Origin of the sequence: Aeromonas sp. TW 6 (assembly GCF_013168745.1) — a bacterium.
In the GTDB taxonomy this organism is placed as follows: Bacteria; Pseudomonadota; Gammaproteobacteria; order Enterobacterales; family Aeromonadaceae; genus Aeromonas; species Aeromonas caviae.
Genome location: NZ_JABERS010000029.1, coordinates 1 through 15,395, shown reverse-complemented (window position 1 = coordinate 15,395; position 15,395 = coordinate 1). Strand labels below are relative to the sequence as shown.

Annotated in this window: 15 protein-coding genes, 1 tRNA gene and 2 pseudogenes; 11 read left to right on the top strand and 7 right to left on the bottom strand. The window is 60.3% G+C overall.

Features of this window, described 5'->3' with window-relative positions:
• Positions 1-224 precede the first annotated feature (224 nt).
• From HKD46_RS14375 to lolB, 3 genes are all read right to left on the bottom strand, one after another.
• A tRNA-Gln gene (locus HKD46_RS14375) sits at positions 225-299 on the bottom strand.
• Positions 279-1,157 carry a 4-(cytidine 5'-diphospho)-2-C-methyl-D-erythritol kinase gene (ispE, locus tag HKD46_RS14370; protein WP_103244666.1) on the bottom strand — a complete coding sequence of 293 codons (879 nt, stop codon included), beginning with the start codon at positions 1,155-1,157 and terminating at the stop codon, positions 279-281. The genes HKD46_RS14375 and ispE overlap by 21 nt, the downstream gene beginning before the upstream one ends.
• Complete coding sequence (gene lolB, locus HKD46_RS14365) at positions 1,157-1,735, bottom strand: lipoprotein insertase outer membrane protein LolB (protein WP_039039599.1); 579 nt, start codon at positions 1,733-1,735, stop codon at positions 1,157-1,159. Before lolB ends, ispE begins: the two co-directional genes overlap by 1 nt.
• A gap of 125 nt (positions 1,736-1,860) precedes the next feature.
• Here lolB and hemA point away from each other — a divergent pair, with 125 nt between their 5' ends.
• The 7 genes from hemA (at position 1,861) to HKD46_RS14330 (ending at position 8,769) form a co-directional block, all read left to right on the top strand.
• On the top strand, positions 1,861-3,120 hold the full coding sequence (gene hemA, locus HKD46_RS14360) for a glutamyl-tRNA reductase (protein ID WP_041212583.1): 1,260 nt from the start codon (positions 1,861-1,863) through the stop codon (positions 3,118-3,120).
• Between the two features lie 50 nt (positions 3,121-3,170).
• The gene (gene prfA / locus HKD46_RS14355) at positions 3,171-4,259 is read left to right on the top strand and encodes a peptide chain release factor 1 (protein WP_039039601.1); all 1,089 of its coding nucleotides are present in this window, start codon (positions 3,171-3,173) and stop codon (positions 4,257-4,259) included.
• Positions 4,259-5,092 (top strand): peptide chain release factor N(5)-glutamine methyltransferase, encoded by an 834-nt coding sequence (gene prmC, locus HKD46_RS14350; RefSeq protein WP_039039602.1) that lies wholly within the window; start codon positions 4,259-4,261, stop codon positions 5,090-5,092. The genes prfA and prmC overlap by 1 nt, the downstream gene beginning before the upstream one ends.
• Positions 5,093-5,134: 42 nt before the next feature.
• Positions 5,135-5,518: a SirB2 family protein gene (locus tag HKD46_RS14345; protein WP_042880800.1), complete on the top strand. Its 384-nt coding sequence runs from the start codon at positions 5,135-5,137 to the stop codon at positions 5,516-5,518.
• Positions 5,519-5,529: 11 nt separating this feature from the next.
• Positions 5,530-6,330, top strand: coding sequence for a SirB1 family protein (locus HKD46_RS14340; RefSeq protein ID WP_041212584.1), 801 nt, complete (start codon positions 5,530-5,532; stop codon positions 6,328-6,330).
• Positions 6,331-6,341: 11 nt separating this feature from the next.
• On the top strand, positions 6,342-7,196 hold the full coding sequence (gene kdsA, locus HKD46_RS14335) for a 3-deoxy-8-phosphooctulonate synthase (protein ID WP_171865579.1): 855 nt from the start codon (positions 6,342-6,344) through the stop codon (positions 7,194-7,196).
• A gap of 289 nt (positions 7,197-7,485) precedes the next feature.
• Entirely contained in the window at positions 7,486-8,769 is a 1,284-nt protein-coding gene (locus HKD46_RS14330) for a dicarboxylate/amino acid:cation symporter (protein WP_041212586.1), read from the top strand.
• 79 nt (positions 8,770-8,848) lie between these two features.
• On the opposite strand, the gene grcA is transcribed toward HKD46_RS14330, so the two are convergent.
• A complete protein-coding gene (gene grcA / locus HKD46_RS14325) occupies positions 8,849-9,229 on the bottom strand; it encodes an autonomous glycyl radical cofactor GrcA (protein WP_010673855.1) in 381 nt (126 codons plus the stop codon).
• Positions 9,230-9,843: 614 nt separating this feature from the next.
• Between grcA and ung the strand changes: the two genes are divergently transcribed.
• Together ung and HKD46_RS14315 are read left to right on the top strand one after the other, a co-directional pair.
• Positions 9,844-10,524, top strand: a complete 681-nt coding sequence (gene ung / locus HKD46_RS14320; protein ID WP_010673856.1) for a uracil-DNA glycosylase — start codon at positions 9,844-9,846, stop codon at positions 10,522-10,524.
• A gap of 160 nt (positions 10,525-10,684) precedes the next feature.
• Positions 10,685-11,230, top strand: coding sequence for a hemerythrin domain-containing protein (locus HKD46_RS14315; RefSeq protein WP_010673857.1), 546 nt, complete (start codon positions 10,685-10,687; stop codon positions 11,228-11,230).
• A 93-nt stretch (positions 11,231-11,323) separates the two neighbouring features.
• Here HKD46_RS14315 and HKD46_RS14310 read toward each other — a convergent pair whose 3' ends face one another.
• Positions 11,324-11,503: a DUF3545 family protein gene (locus HKD46_RS14310; protein WP_010673858.1), complete on the bottom strand. Its 180-nt coding sequence runs from the start codon at positions 11,501-11,503 to the stop codon at positions 11,324-11,326.
• Between the two features lie 180 nt (positions 11,504-11,683).
• Positions 11,684-12,634 carry a transaldolase gene (gene tal / locus HKD46_RS14305; RefSeq protein WP_010673859.1) on the bottom strand — a complete coding sequence of 317 codons (951 nt, stop codon included), beginning with the start codon at positions 12,632-12,634 and terminating at the stop codon, positions 11,684-11,686.
• 724 nt (positions 12,635-13,358) lie between these two features.
• On the opposite strand from tal, the gene HKD46_RS14300 reads away from it, so the two are divergent.
• Positions 13,359-14,789, top strand: a complete 1,431-nt coding sequence (locus HKD46_RS14300; RefSeq protein ID WP_103243556.1) for a sodium:alanine symporter family protein — start codon at positions 13,359-13,361, stop codon at positions 14,787-14,789.
• A 179-nt stretch (positions 14,790-14,968) separates the two neighbouring features.
• Positions 14,969-15,259, top strand: a pseudogene (locus tag HKD46_RS14295) (serine hydrolase); the annotation flags it as partial.
• 20 nt (positions 15,260-15,279) lie between these two features.
• Here HKD46_RS14295 and HKD46_RS14290 read toward each other — a convergent pair.
• Positions 15,280-15,395: pseudogene (locus HKD46_RS14290) on the bottom strand (IS630 family transposase); the annotation flags it as partial.

Genomic DNA, 15,395 nt, shown 5'->3' with positions numbered 1-15,395 from the left:
GGTTGCATCCAGTATGTGGGGAGTCTGATTTTAGACCCGTATCGTTTGGGGGCAAACGATTTAGCAAGATGACGGACAAGGTCTCTGGGCGATGTCGAGGATGGCATCTCATCACCCGCAGGGTGGGTGGACGGGAATCCACCTTGAGCGCCATCGCGTCAGATTGGCCCAAGACACATCGACGAGGTCAACACCTCCCGATACGGCCTCAACAAGGAGAGAGTTGGCTGGGGTACTAGGATTCGAACCTAGGAATGGCGAGATCAAAACCCGCTGCCTTACCGCTTGGCGATACCCCAATCACTCACTTGTTGCAAAGTGACGAAGAGTGGTGATATGTTCTCGCCCTTGGCGACAAACCCATCCCAGCCTTCCGGCACTCTTGCCAACACCTTCCGAGCAGCCATTTCGTCTTCAAATCGAGCAAAGACGCAGGCGCCAGTGCCCGTCATTCTTGACGGCGCGTATTCTAGCAACCAGCCGAGCGCATTGGCAACCTCGGGGTGGCGCTTTTTCACCAGCAGCTCGCAATCGTTTTTCCACTCTCCTGCCAGCAGATTGTCCAGGGTCATCTTGGGGGTGTTGCGGGGCAGGTCGGGATCCTGGAACACGGCGGCGGTGGCCACATGGCAATCCGGCTTGAGTACCAGGTACCAGGCATCCGGCACCTCGATCTGTTGCAACCGCTCCCCCACGCCTTCGGCGAAGGCGGCCTTGCCCCGCACGAACACCGGCACGTCGGCGCCCAGCTGCACGCCGAGCTCGGCCAGCTCGTCTTCACTCAAGCCGGCTTGCCAGAGGTGGTTCAAGGCCACGAGGGTGGTGGCCGCGTCCGACGAGCCGCCCCCGATGCCACCGCCCATGGGCAGTACCTTCTCCAGCCGGATATGGGCTCCCTGCGGACTGGCCAACCGGCTCTGCAACAGTCGCGCAGCCCGGATGATGAGGTTCTGTTCATCGGGCACGCCGGGAATGGCCGGGCTCAAGGTGAGCTGGTCGCTGCCGGGGATCGGCTCGAATTCGAGCCAGTCGCCGTGGTTGAGAAAGATGAAGAGGGTCTGCAGTTCGTGGTAGCCATCGGGGCGGCGGCCGTTGACGTGCAGGAAGAGGTTGAGCTTGGCCGGGGCGGGCCAGCGGATCGGCGCCTGGTCGTGCATCATGGTGCCAGGGTCCACTCGTTGATCTGCAGCTTGAGACGGCTCTCCTGCCCGGTCATGGTGAGCAGGTGGGGCAGGCGATAGCCGTCCTGATCCCGATAGTCTCCGTAGACGATCTGCCACTGGCCGTCGCGCACGCTGGCGAGGCTGGCATCGGGGTTGAGCTCGAATTCGGCCTGCCCCGGCAATCCCTTGATCCACTCAGGCAGCCCAGCCACCGGAATGTGCCAGCCGGTGAGCTGATAGACCAGGAGCTCGGCATCCTGGCTCTGGTGCTGTTTTCCGTCGTTGTCGAGCAGAGTCACCTCGCCGCCGGTGCGGGAGAGTTCCAGAATATGGGTGCCGATGAGGCTGGTGAGGTTGAGGCGATAGTCGTCGCCGTTTTGCTGCCAGTTGAGGCGGGCGCTGCCCTTCTGGCGGGCGGTGATGATGGCCATCTTGCCCGACAACTGCCAGTGTGTGAGGCGTTCGAGGCGGGCGCGCTCCTGCTGCCAGTTGACCTGATCCCGCTGGGGTTGGGTGGTGGTACAGCCCGCCAGCACCAGCAGGCAGGCGAGGGAGAAGATACGCAACAACAAGGTGGAGCTCCGCAGATGAGGTTTGCGACAGTATAAGGGGCGGCCGTATTGCTTTTAAAGACTTACCCTTTCTCGTACAATTGTCGGCCTCTACACCCTGTGCATGAAACGATCATCACCCACCCATGAGTCTGCTTGCCCTCGGAATCAACCACAACACCGCCAGTGTCGCCTTGCGGGAGCGGGTCGCCTTTGGCCCGGACCGCATCGATCGCGCCCTGCGTGAGCTGGTGGAGCAGCCTGGCGTCAGCGAGGCGGTGATCGTCTCCACCTGCAACCGCACCGAGCTCTATTGCAGCCTGGAGCAGGGGCAGGGGGAGCAGGTGCTGAACTGGTTGCAGCGGTTCCACGCGCTGGAGGCGAGCGAGGTGCTCTCCGCCATCTACCGGCACCAGGACGAGGAAGCGGTGCGACACCTGATGCGGGTGGCCTGTGGCCTCGACTCCCTGGTGCTCGGGGAGCCGCAGATCCTGGGGCAGATCAAGCAATCCTACGCCCACGCCCAGCAGGCGGATGCGGTGAAAGGATCCCTGGAGCGCCTGTTCCAGAAATCCTTCTCGGTGGCCAAACGGGTGCGCACTGACACCGAGATCGGCGCCAGCGCGGTGTCGGTGGCCTTCGCCGCCGTGAGCCTGGCCCGCCGTATCTTCTCCGATCTCTCCCAGACCAAGGTGCTGCTGGTGGGCGCCGGCGAAACCATCGAACTGGTGGCCCGCCACCTGCGCGAGCAGAGCGTGACCCGGATGATGGTGGCGAACCGCACCCTGCAACGGGCCCAGTTACTGGCAGAGGAGTTCGGTGCCCAGGTAATGACGCTCGAAGAGATCCCGGACTACCTGCACGAGGCGGACATCGTCATCAGCTCCACGGCAAGCCCCCTGCCCATCATCGGCAAGGGCATGGTGGAGCGGGCGCTCAAAGCGCGTCGCTTCAAGCCCATGTTCCTGGTGGACATCGCCGTGCCCCGCGACATCGAAGCCGAGGTGGACGAGCTCTCCGATGCCTATCTCTACACGGTGGACGATCTGCAGGGCATCATCGAGCAGAACCTGGAGACCCGCAAGCGGGCGGCCGCCGAGGCGGAACTCATCGTGCAGGAAGAGCGCGACGAGTTCATGGGTTGGTATCGCAGCCAGCACTCGGTGGATCTCATTCGCGATTATCGCCATCAGTCACAGCAGGTCGCCGACGAAGAGTTGCAGCGGGCCCTGCTGGCCCTGCAACAGGGTGAAAATGCCGAGCAGGCGCTCAAGGCCATGGCCCATCGCCTCACCAACAAGCTGATCCACGCACCGACCCAGGCCCTGCGCCAGGCCGCCGCCCAGGGGGACAGCCACAAGCTGGCCCAACTGCGTCAGGTGCTGGGATTGTCACAAGAATCATAGTGTTGGGACGGCCCTTTGCCGTCCCGTCCTCCATCGAGAATCCAAGAGTCATGAACCCCTCATTGATCAGAAAGCTGGAAGGCCTCATCGAGCGCCATGAAGAAGTACAGGCCCTGCTCGGGGAGCCCGGGGTCGCCTCGGATCAGGACAGATACCGCGCCCTGACCCGGGAATACGCCCAGCTGGAAGATATCGTTCACGCCTTCCAGCGTTTCCGCCAGGCCGAAGAGAACCTCGACACCACCCGGCTGATGCTGGAGGAAGAGGATGCCGAGCTGCGGGAGATGGCGCAGGAGGAACTGCCGCTCGCCAAGGCGACCTTCGAGGAGCAGGAGCAGGCGCTTCAGGTGATGCTGTTGCCGCGCGACCCCAAGGATGACAACAACTGCTATCTGGAAATCCGCGCCGGTGCCGGTGGCGACGAGGCGGCCATTTTCGCGGGGGATCTGTTCCGCATGTACTCCCGCTACGCCGAGCGTCAGGGGTGGCGTGTCTCCATCGTCAGCTGCAATGACGGCGAACACGGTGGCTACAAGGAGGTGATCGCCAAGGTGGACGGCGAGCACGTCTACGGCCGCCTCAAGTTCGAGTCCGGCGGCCACCGGGTGCAGCGAGTCCCCGAGACCGAATCCCAGGGCCGGGTGCACACCTCCGCCTGTACCGTGGCCGTGCTGCCGGAAGTGCCGGAAGCCGAGCAGGTGGAGATCAACCCCTCCGAGCTGAAGATCGACACCTTCCGCGCTTCCGGTGCCGGCGGCCAGCACGTCAACAAGACCGACTCCGCCATCCGCATCACCCACCTGCCCACCGGGCTGGTGGTGGAGTGCCAGGACGAGCGCTCCCAGCACAAGAACCGCGCCAAGGCGATGTCGGTGCTCTCTGCCCGCCTGCAGGCGGCCGAGGACGAACGCCACCGCGCCGCCGAGCAGAGTACCCGCCGCAACCTGGTGGGCTCCGGGGATCGCTCCGAGCGCATCCGCACCTACAACTATCCCCAGGGGCGTCTCTCCGAGCACCGGATCAACCTCACCCTCTATCGTCTGGGCGACATCCTGGAAGGGGATCTGGACTGCGTGATCACCCCCCTGGTGCAGGAGTATCAGGCGGATCAGCTCGCCTCCCTGGCCGAGAGCAACTGATGCAGATCCAGCAGGCCCGCGCCCATATCATGGCGACCCTGGCCTCCGGGGAATCCCCCCGTGCCGACGCCGATGCCCTGCTCTGTCATCTGCTGGATTGTCGGCGCAGCTATCTGATGACCTGGCCGGAGCACGAGCTCGATGCCGCCCAGCAGGCGACCCTGGCGGGCTGGCTTGCCCGTCGCCTCAATGGTGAGCCCATTGCCCACCTCATCGGCGAGCGGGAGTTCTGGTCGCTGCCGCTGAAAGTGAGCCCGGCCACCCTGATCCCGCGCCCCGATACCGAGGTGCTGGTGGAACAGGCGCTGGCTCGCCTGCCGGGCGGCCCCTGCGCCCTGCTGGATCTGGGCACGGGCACCGGTGCCATCGCCCTTGCACTCAAGTCTGAGCGACCGGATGCCGATGTATGGGCGGTGGACAGGATGCCGGCCGCGGCCGCGTTGGCCCGCACCAACAGCGCCGCCCTGGGGTTGCCCATCGAGGTGCGCGACGGCAGCTGGTTTGCGCCGCTCTCGGATGCACCGCGCTTTGCGATGATCGTCTCCAACCCGCCCTATATCGACGGGACGGACCCCCATCTTCACGAGGGGGACGTGCGCTTCGAGCCGCGCTCCGCCCTGGTGGCGGAGGAGCAGGGGCTGGCGGATATCCGCCTCATCGTCACCCAGGCGCCCGCCCATCTGGTGCCAGGTGGCTGGCTGTTGCTGGAACACGGCTGGGATCAGGGGGAGGCGGTGCGTCAACTCCTGCTGCAACAAGGCTACGTCCAGGTGGAAACCGTGCGCGATTACGGCGATAACGAGCGGGTGACCCTGGGGCGCCTGGCTCAGTGATATGACGGGCGGGCCCGGTCTGCCCCTGTTCAAGGAAATCTTATGTATGTTGTTCTCAAGCATCTGCACCTCACCCTGATTGCCGGGGCCGTGCTGATGTTTATCCTGCGCTTTTACTGGTTGCAGACCGGCTCCGCGCTGGCAGGGGGCGCCCGCACCCTCAAGATCAGCGGCTGGCTCAACGGCCTGGTGGTGCTCTCCGGTGCGCTGCTCTGCATGGTGCTGGGTCTCAACCCCCTCAACAACGCCATCCCCTGGCTGGCCGAGAAGCTGACGTCCATCCTGGTGGTGGCGTTTCTGGCCATGATGGCGCTGCGCCTGGCCCGCAGCAACGGCATCCGCTGGTTTGCCTTCCTGGGCGCACTGGGGTGGATCTTCTTTATCGCCAAGCTTGCGGTGCAAAAGCAGGCCAGCCTGTTCGGCTAGGAAGGATGACGATGATACGTGTGGATGAGTGGACCGACTTCGAGGCTCACGATCTGGCCGAGCTGGCGCTGTCGGTGAGCGACGAGATCCGGGGCCATGGCGGCACGGGAGAGGCCGAGCTTGCCCGCCTCGATGCCTGGCTGGACGAAACGATTGCCGAGGGAGACTGCGACGAGGTGCGCCGTCAGCTGTTGCAGGGTTTCTACCAGACCCTGGGCTTTCGTGGCGACTGGCAGGATTACTTCTCGTCCGCCAACTGCGATCTGGACCAGGTGCTGGCAAGGCGCAAGGGGATCCCGGTCAGTCTCGGCATCCTCCTCATCCAGCTGGGTCGCAAGATAGGGCTGGATGTGGAGGGGATCTGCTTCCCCGGCCATTTCCTCCTGAGTTTTGCCGGTCTGGACGGGGAGGTCTATGTGGACCCCTTCAACGGTGATGAACTGAGCCGGCACCGCATCGAACTGCTGCTGCGCGGTGCCCTCGGCAACCTGGCGAGTCTGAGCGATGATCATCTGCAGCCATCGGGGCAGTGGGAGATCATCGAGCGCTTGCTCAATGTCAGCAAGGGCGCCCTGCTGCGCGAGGAGCGCATGACGGAGGCGTTGCGCTGCAGCGAGCTGCTGCTGCGCATGAAGCCCGGCGATCCGCTGGAGACGCGGGATCGGGGCTTCATCTATGAGCAACTCGATTGCCCGCGCTTTGCCGCCGACGATTTCGAATACTTTATTGAACAATGCCCTGATGATCCCGTGGCCGATGTGCTGAAAACCCAGCTGGCCACCCTGGACCTCAGTCCCAAGCCCCTCCATTAAGGATCCCTGAGATGGAACAGAAGAATATCAAGGTCAACCAGATCGACGTCGCTAACGACAAACCTTTCGTGCTGTTCGGCGGCATGAACGTGCTGGAATCCCGCGACATGGCGATGGCGGTGTGCGAGAAGTACGTGGAAGTGACCAGCAAGCTCGGCATCCCGTTCGTGTTCAAGGCGAGCTGGGACAAGGCCAACCGCTCCTCCATCCACTCCTATCGCGGCCCGGGTCTGGAAGAGGGGATGAAGATCTTCCAGGAGCTGAAAGCGACCTTCGGCATGCCGGTGATCTCCGATCTGCATGAGCCCCATCAGGCCAAACCGGTCGCCGAGGTGGTCGACGTCATCCAGCTGCCCGCCTTCCTGGCGCGCCAGACCGATCTGGTGGAGGCCATGGCCCGCACCGGCAACGTCATCAACATCAAGAAGCCGCAATTCCTGAGCCCAAGCCAGATGAAGAACATCACCGACAAGTTCGAGGAGTGTGGCAACGATCGCCTGATCCTCTGCGAGCGTGGTGCCAACTTCGGCTATGACAACCTGGTAGTGGACATGCTGGGTCTGGGCGTCATAAAGAAGAGCACCGGCGGCTATCCGGTCATCTTTGACGTCACCCACTCCCTGCAGTGCCGTGATCCCCTGGGAGCGGCCTCCGGCGGTCGCCGCGAGCAGGTGACCGAGCTAGCCCGTGCCGGCATGGCGGTGGGCCTCGCCGGTCTCTTTATCGAATCCCACCCGGATCCGAAAATTGCCCGCTGCGACGGCCCGAGCGCCCTGCCGCTGGAGAAGCTGGAAGGCTTCCTCAAGCAGATGAAGGCCATCGACGATCTCGTCAAGGGCTTCGAGCCCCTCGATACCTCCGCCTGATCGCGATTTCTACTATCAAAAATGCCCCGCCATGCGGGGCATTTTTATTTCCGTCATTTTCATTTGGTGCTCTTCGGCGTCCATTGCGACCATGTTTCCGTGGTGTTAATGATGTTAAATATATTGTGTGATTGATGTCTCTTATTTGCTTCTTATGACATGCAAAAGTAGCGACCGTCAGGATGGCAAAAAGGTATGAAGCGGGTGAGATAACCCTATTTCTCGCCGCAGACTGCTGCATGCGTTATTTGCTGTCAGTGGAGTCACACTTATTAACAGGACGTTGAGCATGCACAAGAAAATTGTCAGTAGCCTCTATTTTCAGGTGATATTGGCAATCACCATCGGAATATGTCTGGGACATGTCTATCCGAGTCTGGGCGCAGATATGAAACCCCTTGGTGATGGCTTCGTTAAATTAATCAAGATGATCATCGCCCCCGTCATTTTCTGTACCGTGGTCACCGGCATTGCCGGCATGGAAAGCATGAAGGCGGTGGGCAAAACCGGTGCCATTGCGCTGATCTATTTTGAAGTGGTGAGCACCCTGGCCCTGATCATCGGTCTGTGCGTGGTCAACGTGCTGCAGCCAGGGGCCGGTATGAATGTGGATCCCTCCTCACTCGACGCCAGCGCCATCTCCGTCTATGCGGATCAGGCCCAGTCCCAGGGGATAATTCCCTTCCTGCTGGATGTGATACCGGCCAGCGTCATCGGTGCCTTTGCCGGCGGCAATATACTCCAGGTGTTGCTGTTTGCCGTCCTGTTCGGATTTTCCCTGCATCATATCGGGGAGAAGGGAAAACCCATCTTCAATATCATCGATGGTTTCTCCCAGGTTATTTTCGGCATCATCAACATGATCATGAAACTGGCGCCGATCGGGGCATTTGGCGCCATGGCATTCACCATAGGGAAATACGGTATTGGTTCTTTGGTTCAGCTGGGGCAATTAATTGCTAGCTTCTATCTGACCTGCCTGCTGTTTATTTTTCTGGTGCTCGGCAGTATCGCCAAAGCCAATGGCTTCAGCATTGTGCGCTTTATTGCCTATATCCGGGAAGAGCTGCTGATCGTGCTCGGAACATCCTCGTCGGAATCCGTATTGCCGCGCATGCTGGTGAAAATGGAGGCGCTGGGCTGCAAGAAATCGGTGGTGGGTCTGGTGATCCCGACCGGTTACTCCTTCAACCTGGACGGCACCTCCATCTATCTGACCATGGCTGCCGTCTTCATCGCCCAGGCGACCAATACCCCGCTGGACCTGTTCCATCAGCTCACCCTGCTGGTGGTGCTGCTCATCTCCTCCAAGGGGGCGGCCGGGGTCACGGGCAGCGGCTTCATCGTGCTGGCGGCGACCATCTCGGCGGTGGGACATCTGCCGCTGGCCGGGCTGGCGCTGATCCTCGGGATTGATCGCTTCATGTCGGAGGCGCGCGCCCTGACCAACCTCATCGGCAACGGGGTGGCGACCCTGGTGGTAGCTCGTTACTGCGATCAGCTCGACGAGGCCACCATGCAGGACGCCCTGGCGAAACCCGTGGTGGCAAGGCCGGTGGACCTGCGAAGCTGAGCCAGGTTCCGGCGGTGATCATCACCCATGAAAAAACGGCCCGAGGGGGCCGTTTTTTTATCTCTTTACGCAGGGCGCCTTACAGGCTCTGGGTGAAGGTGCGGGTGACCACGTCACGCTGCTGCTCCGGGGTCAGGGCGTTGAAACGCACGGCGTAACCGGAGACGCGGATGGTGAGCTGCGGGTATTTTTCCGGGTTGGCGATGGCGTCTTCCAGGGTTTCGCGGCGCAGTACGTTGACGTTCAGGTGCTGACCCCCTTCGACCACAGGCTCTTGCTGAACCGGCAGTTCACGGTATTCGAATTGACCCAGGTCGGAGAGGCTGACTTCCTGATCGGCGGCAAAGCTGTCGCCCTTGGCGCAGATGCAGCGAGCCTGTTGTTTCTCTTCGTCCAGCAGCCAGAAAGAGTTCAGCAGAGCGGCGTTGGCGGACTGGGTGATTTGGATGCCCTTGATCATGGTATGACTCCTCATAGGAAAGCGGATTCAACGGTAAGCACATTACCCTGATGTTTTTAAACCACCTCTTGGAAGGAATGATTTAACGGGGCCTTGCCTTACACCTTTACTTCGTTGGGGCCATATATACCACGACGGTAATATTACGAAAATTGATCCAAATCAATAAAACCCCATTTTGCACGCATTAAAAGGGATTAAATCATTGAGTTGAATCAAAAACAGATCATTTTTCTGTTTTTGTAAGATATATGAATTATGCATTTTTTATTATTCATATCTAGTAATTTAACTACACCTTTAGGGTTTATTTCTGGCGTCAGCGAAAACCGGCCTGCCCATGAGGCTTGTCCGAAGGACATCCTGTTATTCCTGTGTCGACGCAGCCCCGGTCATTGCCCGTGAACGCCGCCGCCACTTCCCAGGCTGGCCAGGCTGAGCCTGACCTCCATGCGGTTGCGTCTTGGGGGCGAGGACCCTATCCTGAGCCCCTTGCTCTATTGACCGAGGAGATAGCGGTGCCAAGCTGGACAGAAGGCGGGGAGTGGGGAGAGGGAGAGGCTGGCATGCCAGCCAGGATGGAAGGAGTGGATTCGCAACGAGAGGAGACGGGTGTGCTGACCTGGAAAGATGTGATTGGTTCGGAGAAAGAGCAGGCGTATTTCATGGACACCCTGGCCACCGTCAGGGCCGAGCGGGAGGCGGGCAAGGTGATCTATCCCCCGGCGACCGAGGTATTCAATGCCTTCAAACTGACCGAGCTGGATGACGTCAAGGTGGTGATTCTGGGGCAGGATCCCTATCACGGCCCGGACCAGGCGCACGGCCTCTGTTTCTCCGTCTTGCCCGGAGTGCGCACGCCGCCGTCCCTCGTCAACATCTACAAGGAGATGCAGCGGGATCTGCCGGGTTTTGTCACACCCAATCACGGATTCCTGGAATCCTGGGCCAGACAGGGAGTGCTGCTGCTCAATACGGTGCTGACGGTCCAGGCGGGCATGGCGCACTCTCACGCCCACCTGGGGTGGGAGACCTTTACCGATCGGGTCATCGAGCGGATCAATGCCCATTGCCAGGGAGTTGTCTTCCTGCTGTGGGGCGCTCATGCCCAGAAGAAAGGGCGCTTCATCGACCGGTCGCGCCACCATGTGCTGAGCGCCCCCCATCCCAGCCCGCTCTCTGCCCATCGCGGTTTCATCGGTTGCGGCCACTTCTCCGAGGCCAATCGCCTGCTGGTCCAGCAAGGACGCAGTCCCATCGACTGGCTCTCGGTCTGCGCCGATCCGGCGGCCTGACGCCGTGCATGCACAGGGGAAATGGTGTCCCCTGTGCCTCCTGTGGTGAGAGGCTGGTGCAGCCGCTGTCTGCATCCGACTTGATTGAGTGCAAAGTTCAGGCAATAAATGACCGTATACTCGAGACAGACGTTTTCTCATTTCAGTGCAAGGAGTGCCCATGTTATCCAGTCTGCATAAGGACCACCTCAACATCACCCGGTTGCTGACGCTGCTCAAGCAAAAGCTGGCGGCCATTCGCAATGAGCAGCCGGTGAGCTACTTCCTGCTGCGGGATGTGGTGGATTATCTGCGCGAGGTATCTGACAAGTACCACCACCCGAAGGAAGACATGATTTATGACTACTACCTGAAATACAGGGTGGTGGAGGGGGAAGTGGCCAACCGGTTGCACGAGGAGCACGCCCGTCTGCTGGATGCAGGGACCGAGCTCAAGGAGATGGTGGAGATGATCCTGATGGATGCGGTCATCCCGCTGGATCAGTTCGTGGCCTGTCTGGAGCAGTTCATCGAGCAGCAGGAGGCGCACATGAACTATGAGGAAGGGGTCATCTTCCCCCATCTGCGCGACTCCCTGACCGAGGATGACTGGCGTCATCTCGAACAGCTCTGGCAGAACCGGGCCATCAATGATCCCCTGTTCGGGGCGGAGGTGAGCCAGCACTTCCAGGCGCTGGCCAAACAGCTCTCGCTGCCTGCAGCCTGACAGGATCACCCATAAAAACAGCGCCCCGGTCAATCCGGGGCGCTGTTTTTATGGCTCCACTCGCTGGAGTGAAACATGGGCGACGTGGGCGTATCAGAGCTCCAGGTCGTCCGATCCTTCATAGGCGATGTCGATGGCCTGCAGCTCCTTTTGCAGGCGGTGCTTGTCTTTAAGCGCCTCAATCTCACGCCATTTGCGTTTTTTTCCCGTTGTCCCGCGGCTACGTGAACCCAGCTCAACGACCTCGTCAAAATCGAAGTTGAACATGTCCATGGCTCCCTCCTTGGTTTTATGGTTTTCACCATCCGTATAACACGACGCCTTTGAAAATAAAACGTTTTTATGACGAAGTTGTGACAACCGGAAACAGGCACAAAAAAACCGGGCTGCCCTTTCGGGAGCCCGGTTTTTGCAGCGCCACTTCGCTCTGTGAGAGCCGTGTGGCGAGCGGCCTTACAGGTGGCTTGCCAGCATGGTTTCCAGCTTGCCCTGGTCGATGGCGAACAGGCGGATGCCTTCCCCCAGTTTCTCGACTGCCATGGCGTCCTGGTTCAGCTCCCAGCGGAATTCGGCTTCGGTCATCGGGGCCGGTTTGGCTGTGCGCTCGCCGGTGTAGTCCAGTTTGCGCACCACGGTGCCTTCGGCCTTGCTCAGCTCTTCCAGCAAAGCGGGGCCAATGGTCAGGCGGTCGCAGCCGGCCAGTTCCAGGATTTCGCCGGTGTTGCGGAAGCTCGCGCCCATGACCACGGTCGGGTAGTCGTGCTGCTTGTAGTAGTTGTAGATGGCGGTGACGGAGACCACGCCCGGATCTTCACTGGCGGTGTAGTCACGGCCGTTCTTGGCCTTGTACCAGTCGAGGATGCGGCCCACGAACGGGGAGATGAGGAAGGCGCCGGCTTCGGCACAGGCACGAGCCTGGGCGAAGGAGAACAGCAGGGTCAGGTTGCACTGGATACCCTCTTTCTCCAGCACCTCGGCGGCACGGATCCCTTCCCAAGTGGAGGCCAGCTTGATCAGGATGCGATCATTGCTGATGCCGGCTTCGTTGTAGAGGCGGATCAGCTTGCGGGCCTTGGCGATGCTGGCGTCGGTGTCGAAGGAGAGGCGGGCGTCCACTTCGGTGGAGATGCGGCCCGGGACGATTTTCAGCACTTCGAGGCCGATGTTGACCGCCAGCTTGTCGCCTGCGTCGATGATTTGCTGTGCCTTGTCCTGGCTCTGGGATTTGGCCCAGGCAATGGCGTCCTGGATCAGGGCTGCGTACTCGGGGATCTCGGAGGCCTTGAGTACCAGAGAGGGGTTGGTGGTGGCATCGATGGGCTGGTAGCGCTTGATGGCTTCGATGTCGCCGGTATCGGCAACCACTGTGGTCAGGGCTTTCAGCTGGGTCAATTTATCGGCCATGGCAAATATCATCTCTTTATGAGGGAGCAATCCCAGGGTGGCGGGCATGAGACGGCAGTTCTGAAATTAAATTACAAGATCCCGGCGGCTCAGGCTCAGAAAGGGGCGATGGGCAGGCCCCATCGTCATTGCCTGCCTAATTAATACGGATGTGGCGCATCCTGCAATAGGGGGGCTTGTATGCGAATCAGCCAGGTGGTGAAAGCGGTACCGGCTGTCGGGTGAAAGTGTTTGATAAAAAAAGAGTTTTATTCATGGTGTGGCGGCTGGCTCCGACATGGAAAAGCGCAATTATTTTGGTGGATTCATGAATTTGTGCGGGAGGTCACATAAATAGTTCTGTCAGCTACTTGAAATTTAATTACGTGTAAAACGTTTTGCGTTACAACCCCTTGCCGATGAGGCATGAGAGGCAAACGCTTGTCTCCCTGGTTTCGTTTCACTCAGCGGTTTTTACCCCCATGGGATGAGTTGTAAAATGGTTCTCTATTGGCTCTAATTTGTGTGGGGCTGGGTTGCGCATCAATTTTTGTTGATTTATTGCGTGCTAAATGAAGCTTTTTTGCATCAAATTGCTCGTTTTTTGTCTCCCCAGTGAGCCCTGTCACTATTCTGAATTCCCTCGCTATGCTAGATTCCGCCCCTTCGGCGCAATGCTGGTTCGGAAATTGACAGAGAGCGGTCAGCGCAGACTGGCCATGGATGTGATAACAACGAGAGAATTATGGACACCTTGATTGCAATGATTAACGACCTGATGTGGGGAGCCGTGCTCATTTACCTGCTGATCGGGGTCGGTATCTTCTTTACCTTCCGTCTGGGCTTTATCCAGATCCGCCACTTCGGCCACATGTTCTCGGTCCTGCGCAACAGTCGCAAATCCGACAGCGCCGGCATCTCCTCCTTCCAGGCTCTGTGTACCAGCCTGGCGGCACGCGTCGGGACGGGCAATCTGGCCGGTGTGGCCGTCGCCATCTATCTGGGTGGCCCTGGCGCCGTCTTCTGGATGTGGCTGATCGCCTTCATCGGCATGGCCACCGCCTTCGTGGAGAGCACCCTGGCCCAGCTCTACAAGGTCAAGGATGAGGATGGCAACTACCGGGGCGGTCCCGCCTACTACATGGAGCGCGGCCTCGGCATGCGCTGGATGGGGGTGGTCTTCTCCCTCTGCCTGCTGCTGGCCTTCGGTCTGGTGTTCAACGCGGTGCAGGCCAACTCCATCAGCCTGGCCATGAACGTCGCCTTCGGCATCCCTGACTGGGTGAGCGGTCTGGCCCTGGTGGTGCTCTCCGGCCTCATCATCTTCGGCGGCATCCGCGGCATCGCCCGTTTCGCCGAGCTGGTGGTGCCCTTCATGGCACTGGCCTACATCCTGATGGCGCTGTTCGTGGTGTTCATGAACATCAGCGAGCTGCCGAGTATCTTCGCTCTCATCATCAAGTCTGCGTTCGGCATCGAGCAGGCGGGTTCCGGCGCCATGGGCTATGCCATCTCCCAGGCGATGATCAACGGCATCAAGCGCGGCCTCTTCTCCAACGAGGCGGGCATGGGCTCTGCCCCCAATGCTGCCGCCACCGCCACCCCCTATCCGCCGCACCCGGCCTCCCAGGGTTATGTGCAGATGCTGGGTGTCTTCCTCGATACCATCGTCATCTGTACCTGTACTGCCGCCATCATCCTGATGTCCGGCCAGTTCGAGCCGGGCTCCGGTGTGACCGGTGTCGAGCTGACCCAGCGTGCGCTCTCCTCCCAGGTGGGCGGCGGTGGCAACATCTTCATCGCAGCGGCCATCTTCTTCTTCGCCTTCACCTCCATCGTGGCGAACTACTCCTATGCGGAGACCAACCTGGTGTTCCTCGAGCACAACCACAAGGGCGGCCTGATGCTGTTCCGGATGTTCGTGCTGGGCATGGTGATGTTCGGCTCCGTGGGCGAGCTGCCGACCGTGTGGGCTCTGGCGGATGTCTCCATGGGGCTGATGGCCATCGTCAACCTGGTGGCCATCCTGCTGCTCTCCGGCGTCGCCATCAAGCTGGCCAAGGACTACAACGACCAGCTCAAGCTGGGGCGCGTCCCCACCTTCGATGCCAACAAGTACCCCGAGCTGCGCAGTCAGCTGGAAGAGGGGATCTGGGACAACCCGGGCAAGAAATAAGCCCGTGTTGCAAGGTGATTGAAGGGGAGCCATGGCTCCCCTTTTTCATGGGTAAAAAGAGGGGGTGGCTTCACACAGACTTCACAGAGCCTCATCGGCAGCACACCTCGTGGGACTATGCTGGGCTCATCAGTCGCCGCCATGGCGATACCTTGCTAACGACAGTCAGGAGACATGCTATGCAACAACGACAATCCATCCTGTGGGGCGCTTTGGCCACCCTGATGTGGGCCGGTCTGGCTCATGCCGGTGACAAGGCGGCGACCGATCCCCTGCGCCCCGTGGTGGATGCCAGCATCCGGCCGCTGCTCAAGGAGCACAGGATCCCGGGCATGGCGGTGGCCGTGCTCAAGGATGGCAAGGCCCACTATTTCAACTACGGTGTGGCCGATCGGGAGCGCGCGGTCGGTGTCAGCGAGCAGACCCTGTTCGAGATAGGCTCCGTGAGCAAGCCCCTGACCGCGACCCTAAATAACTGATCCCAATAGTGCTACACCTTCGCTGTGCCATAGCCATTCCCCGGGAAAGGAGACACGGTATCCATGAAGTGTTTCACTCGGGCCAGCAGGTTTGCCATCCCTCTGCATTGATGATTGCGCGTGATGG

Bases quoted from the DNA above. Each gene is read 5' to 3' on its own strand.
- HKD46_RS14310 (WP_010673858.1), bottom strand. From the start codon at position 11,503: ATGGACATGTTCAACTTCGATTTTGACGAGGTCGTTGAGCTGGGTTCA.
- kdsA (WP_171865579.1), top strand. From the start codon at position 6,342: ATGGAACAGAAGAATATCAAGGTCAACCAGATCGACGTCGCTAACGAC.
- HKD46_RS14300 (WP_103243556.1), top strand. From the start codon at position 13,359: ATGGACACCTTGATTGCAATGATTAACGACCTGATGTGGGGAGCCGTG.
- grcA (WP_010673855.1), bottom strand. From the start codon at position 9,229: ATGATCAAGGGCATCCAAATCACCCAGTCCGCCAACGCCGCTCTGCTG.
- HKD46_RS14340 (WP_041212584.1), top strand. From the start codon at position 5,530: ATGATACGTGTGGATGAGTGGACCGACTTCGAGGCTCACGATCTGGCC.
- HKD46_RS14315 (WP_010673857.1), top strand. From the start codon at position 10,685: ATGTTATCCAGTCTGCATAAGGACCACCTCAACATCACCCGGTTGCTG.
- prmC (WP_039039602.1), top strand. From the start codon at position 4,259: ATGCAGATCCAGCAGGCCCGCGCCCATATCATGGCGACCCTGGCCTCC.
- ispE (WP_103244666.1), bottom strand. From the start codon at position 1,157: ATGCACGACCAGGCGCCGATCCGCTGGCCCGCCCCGGCCAAGCTCAAC.
- hemA (WP_041212583.1), top strand. From the start codon at position 1,861: ATGAGTCTGCTTGCCCTCGGAATCAACCACAACACCGCCAGTGTCGCC.
- HKD46_RS14345 (WP_042880800.1), top strand. From the start codon at position 5,135: ATGTATGTTGTTCTCAAGCATCTGCACCTCACCCTGATTGCCGGGGCC.
- prfA (WP_039039601.1), top strand. From the start codon at position 3,171: ATGAACCCCTCATTGATCAGAAAGCTGGAAGGCCTCATCGAGCGCCAT.
- HKD46_RS14330 (WP_041212586.1), top strand. From the start codon at position 7,486: ATGCACAAGAAAATTGTCAGTAGCCTCTATTTTCAGGTGATATTGGCA.
- tal (WP_010673859.1), bottom strand. From the start codon at position 12,634: ATGGCCGATAAATTGACCCAGCTGAAAGCCCTGACCACAGTGGTTGCC.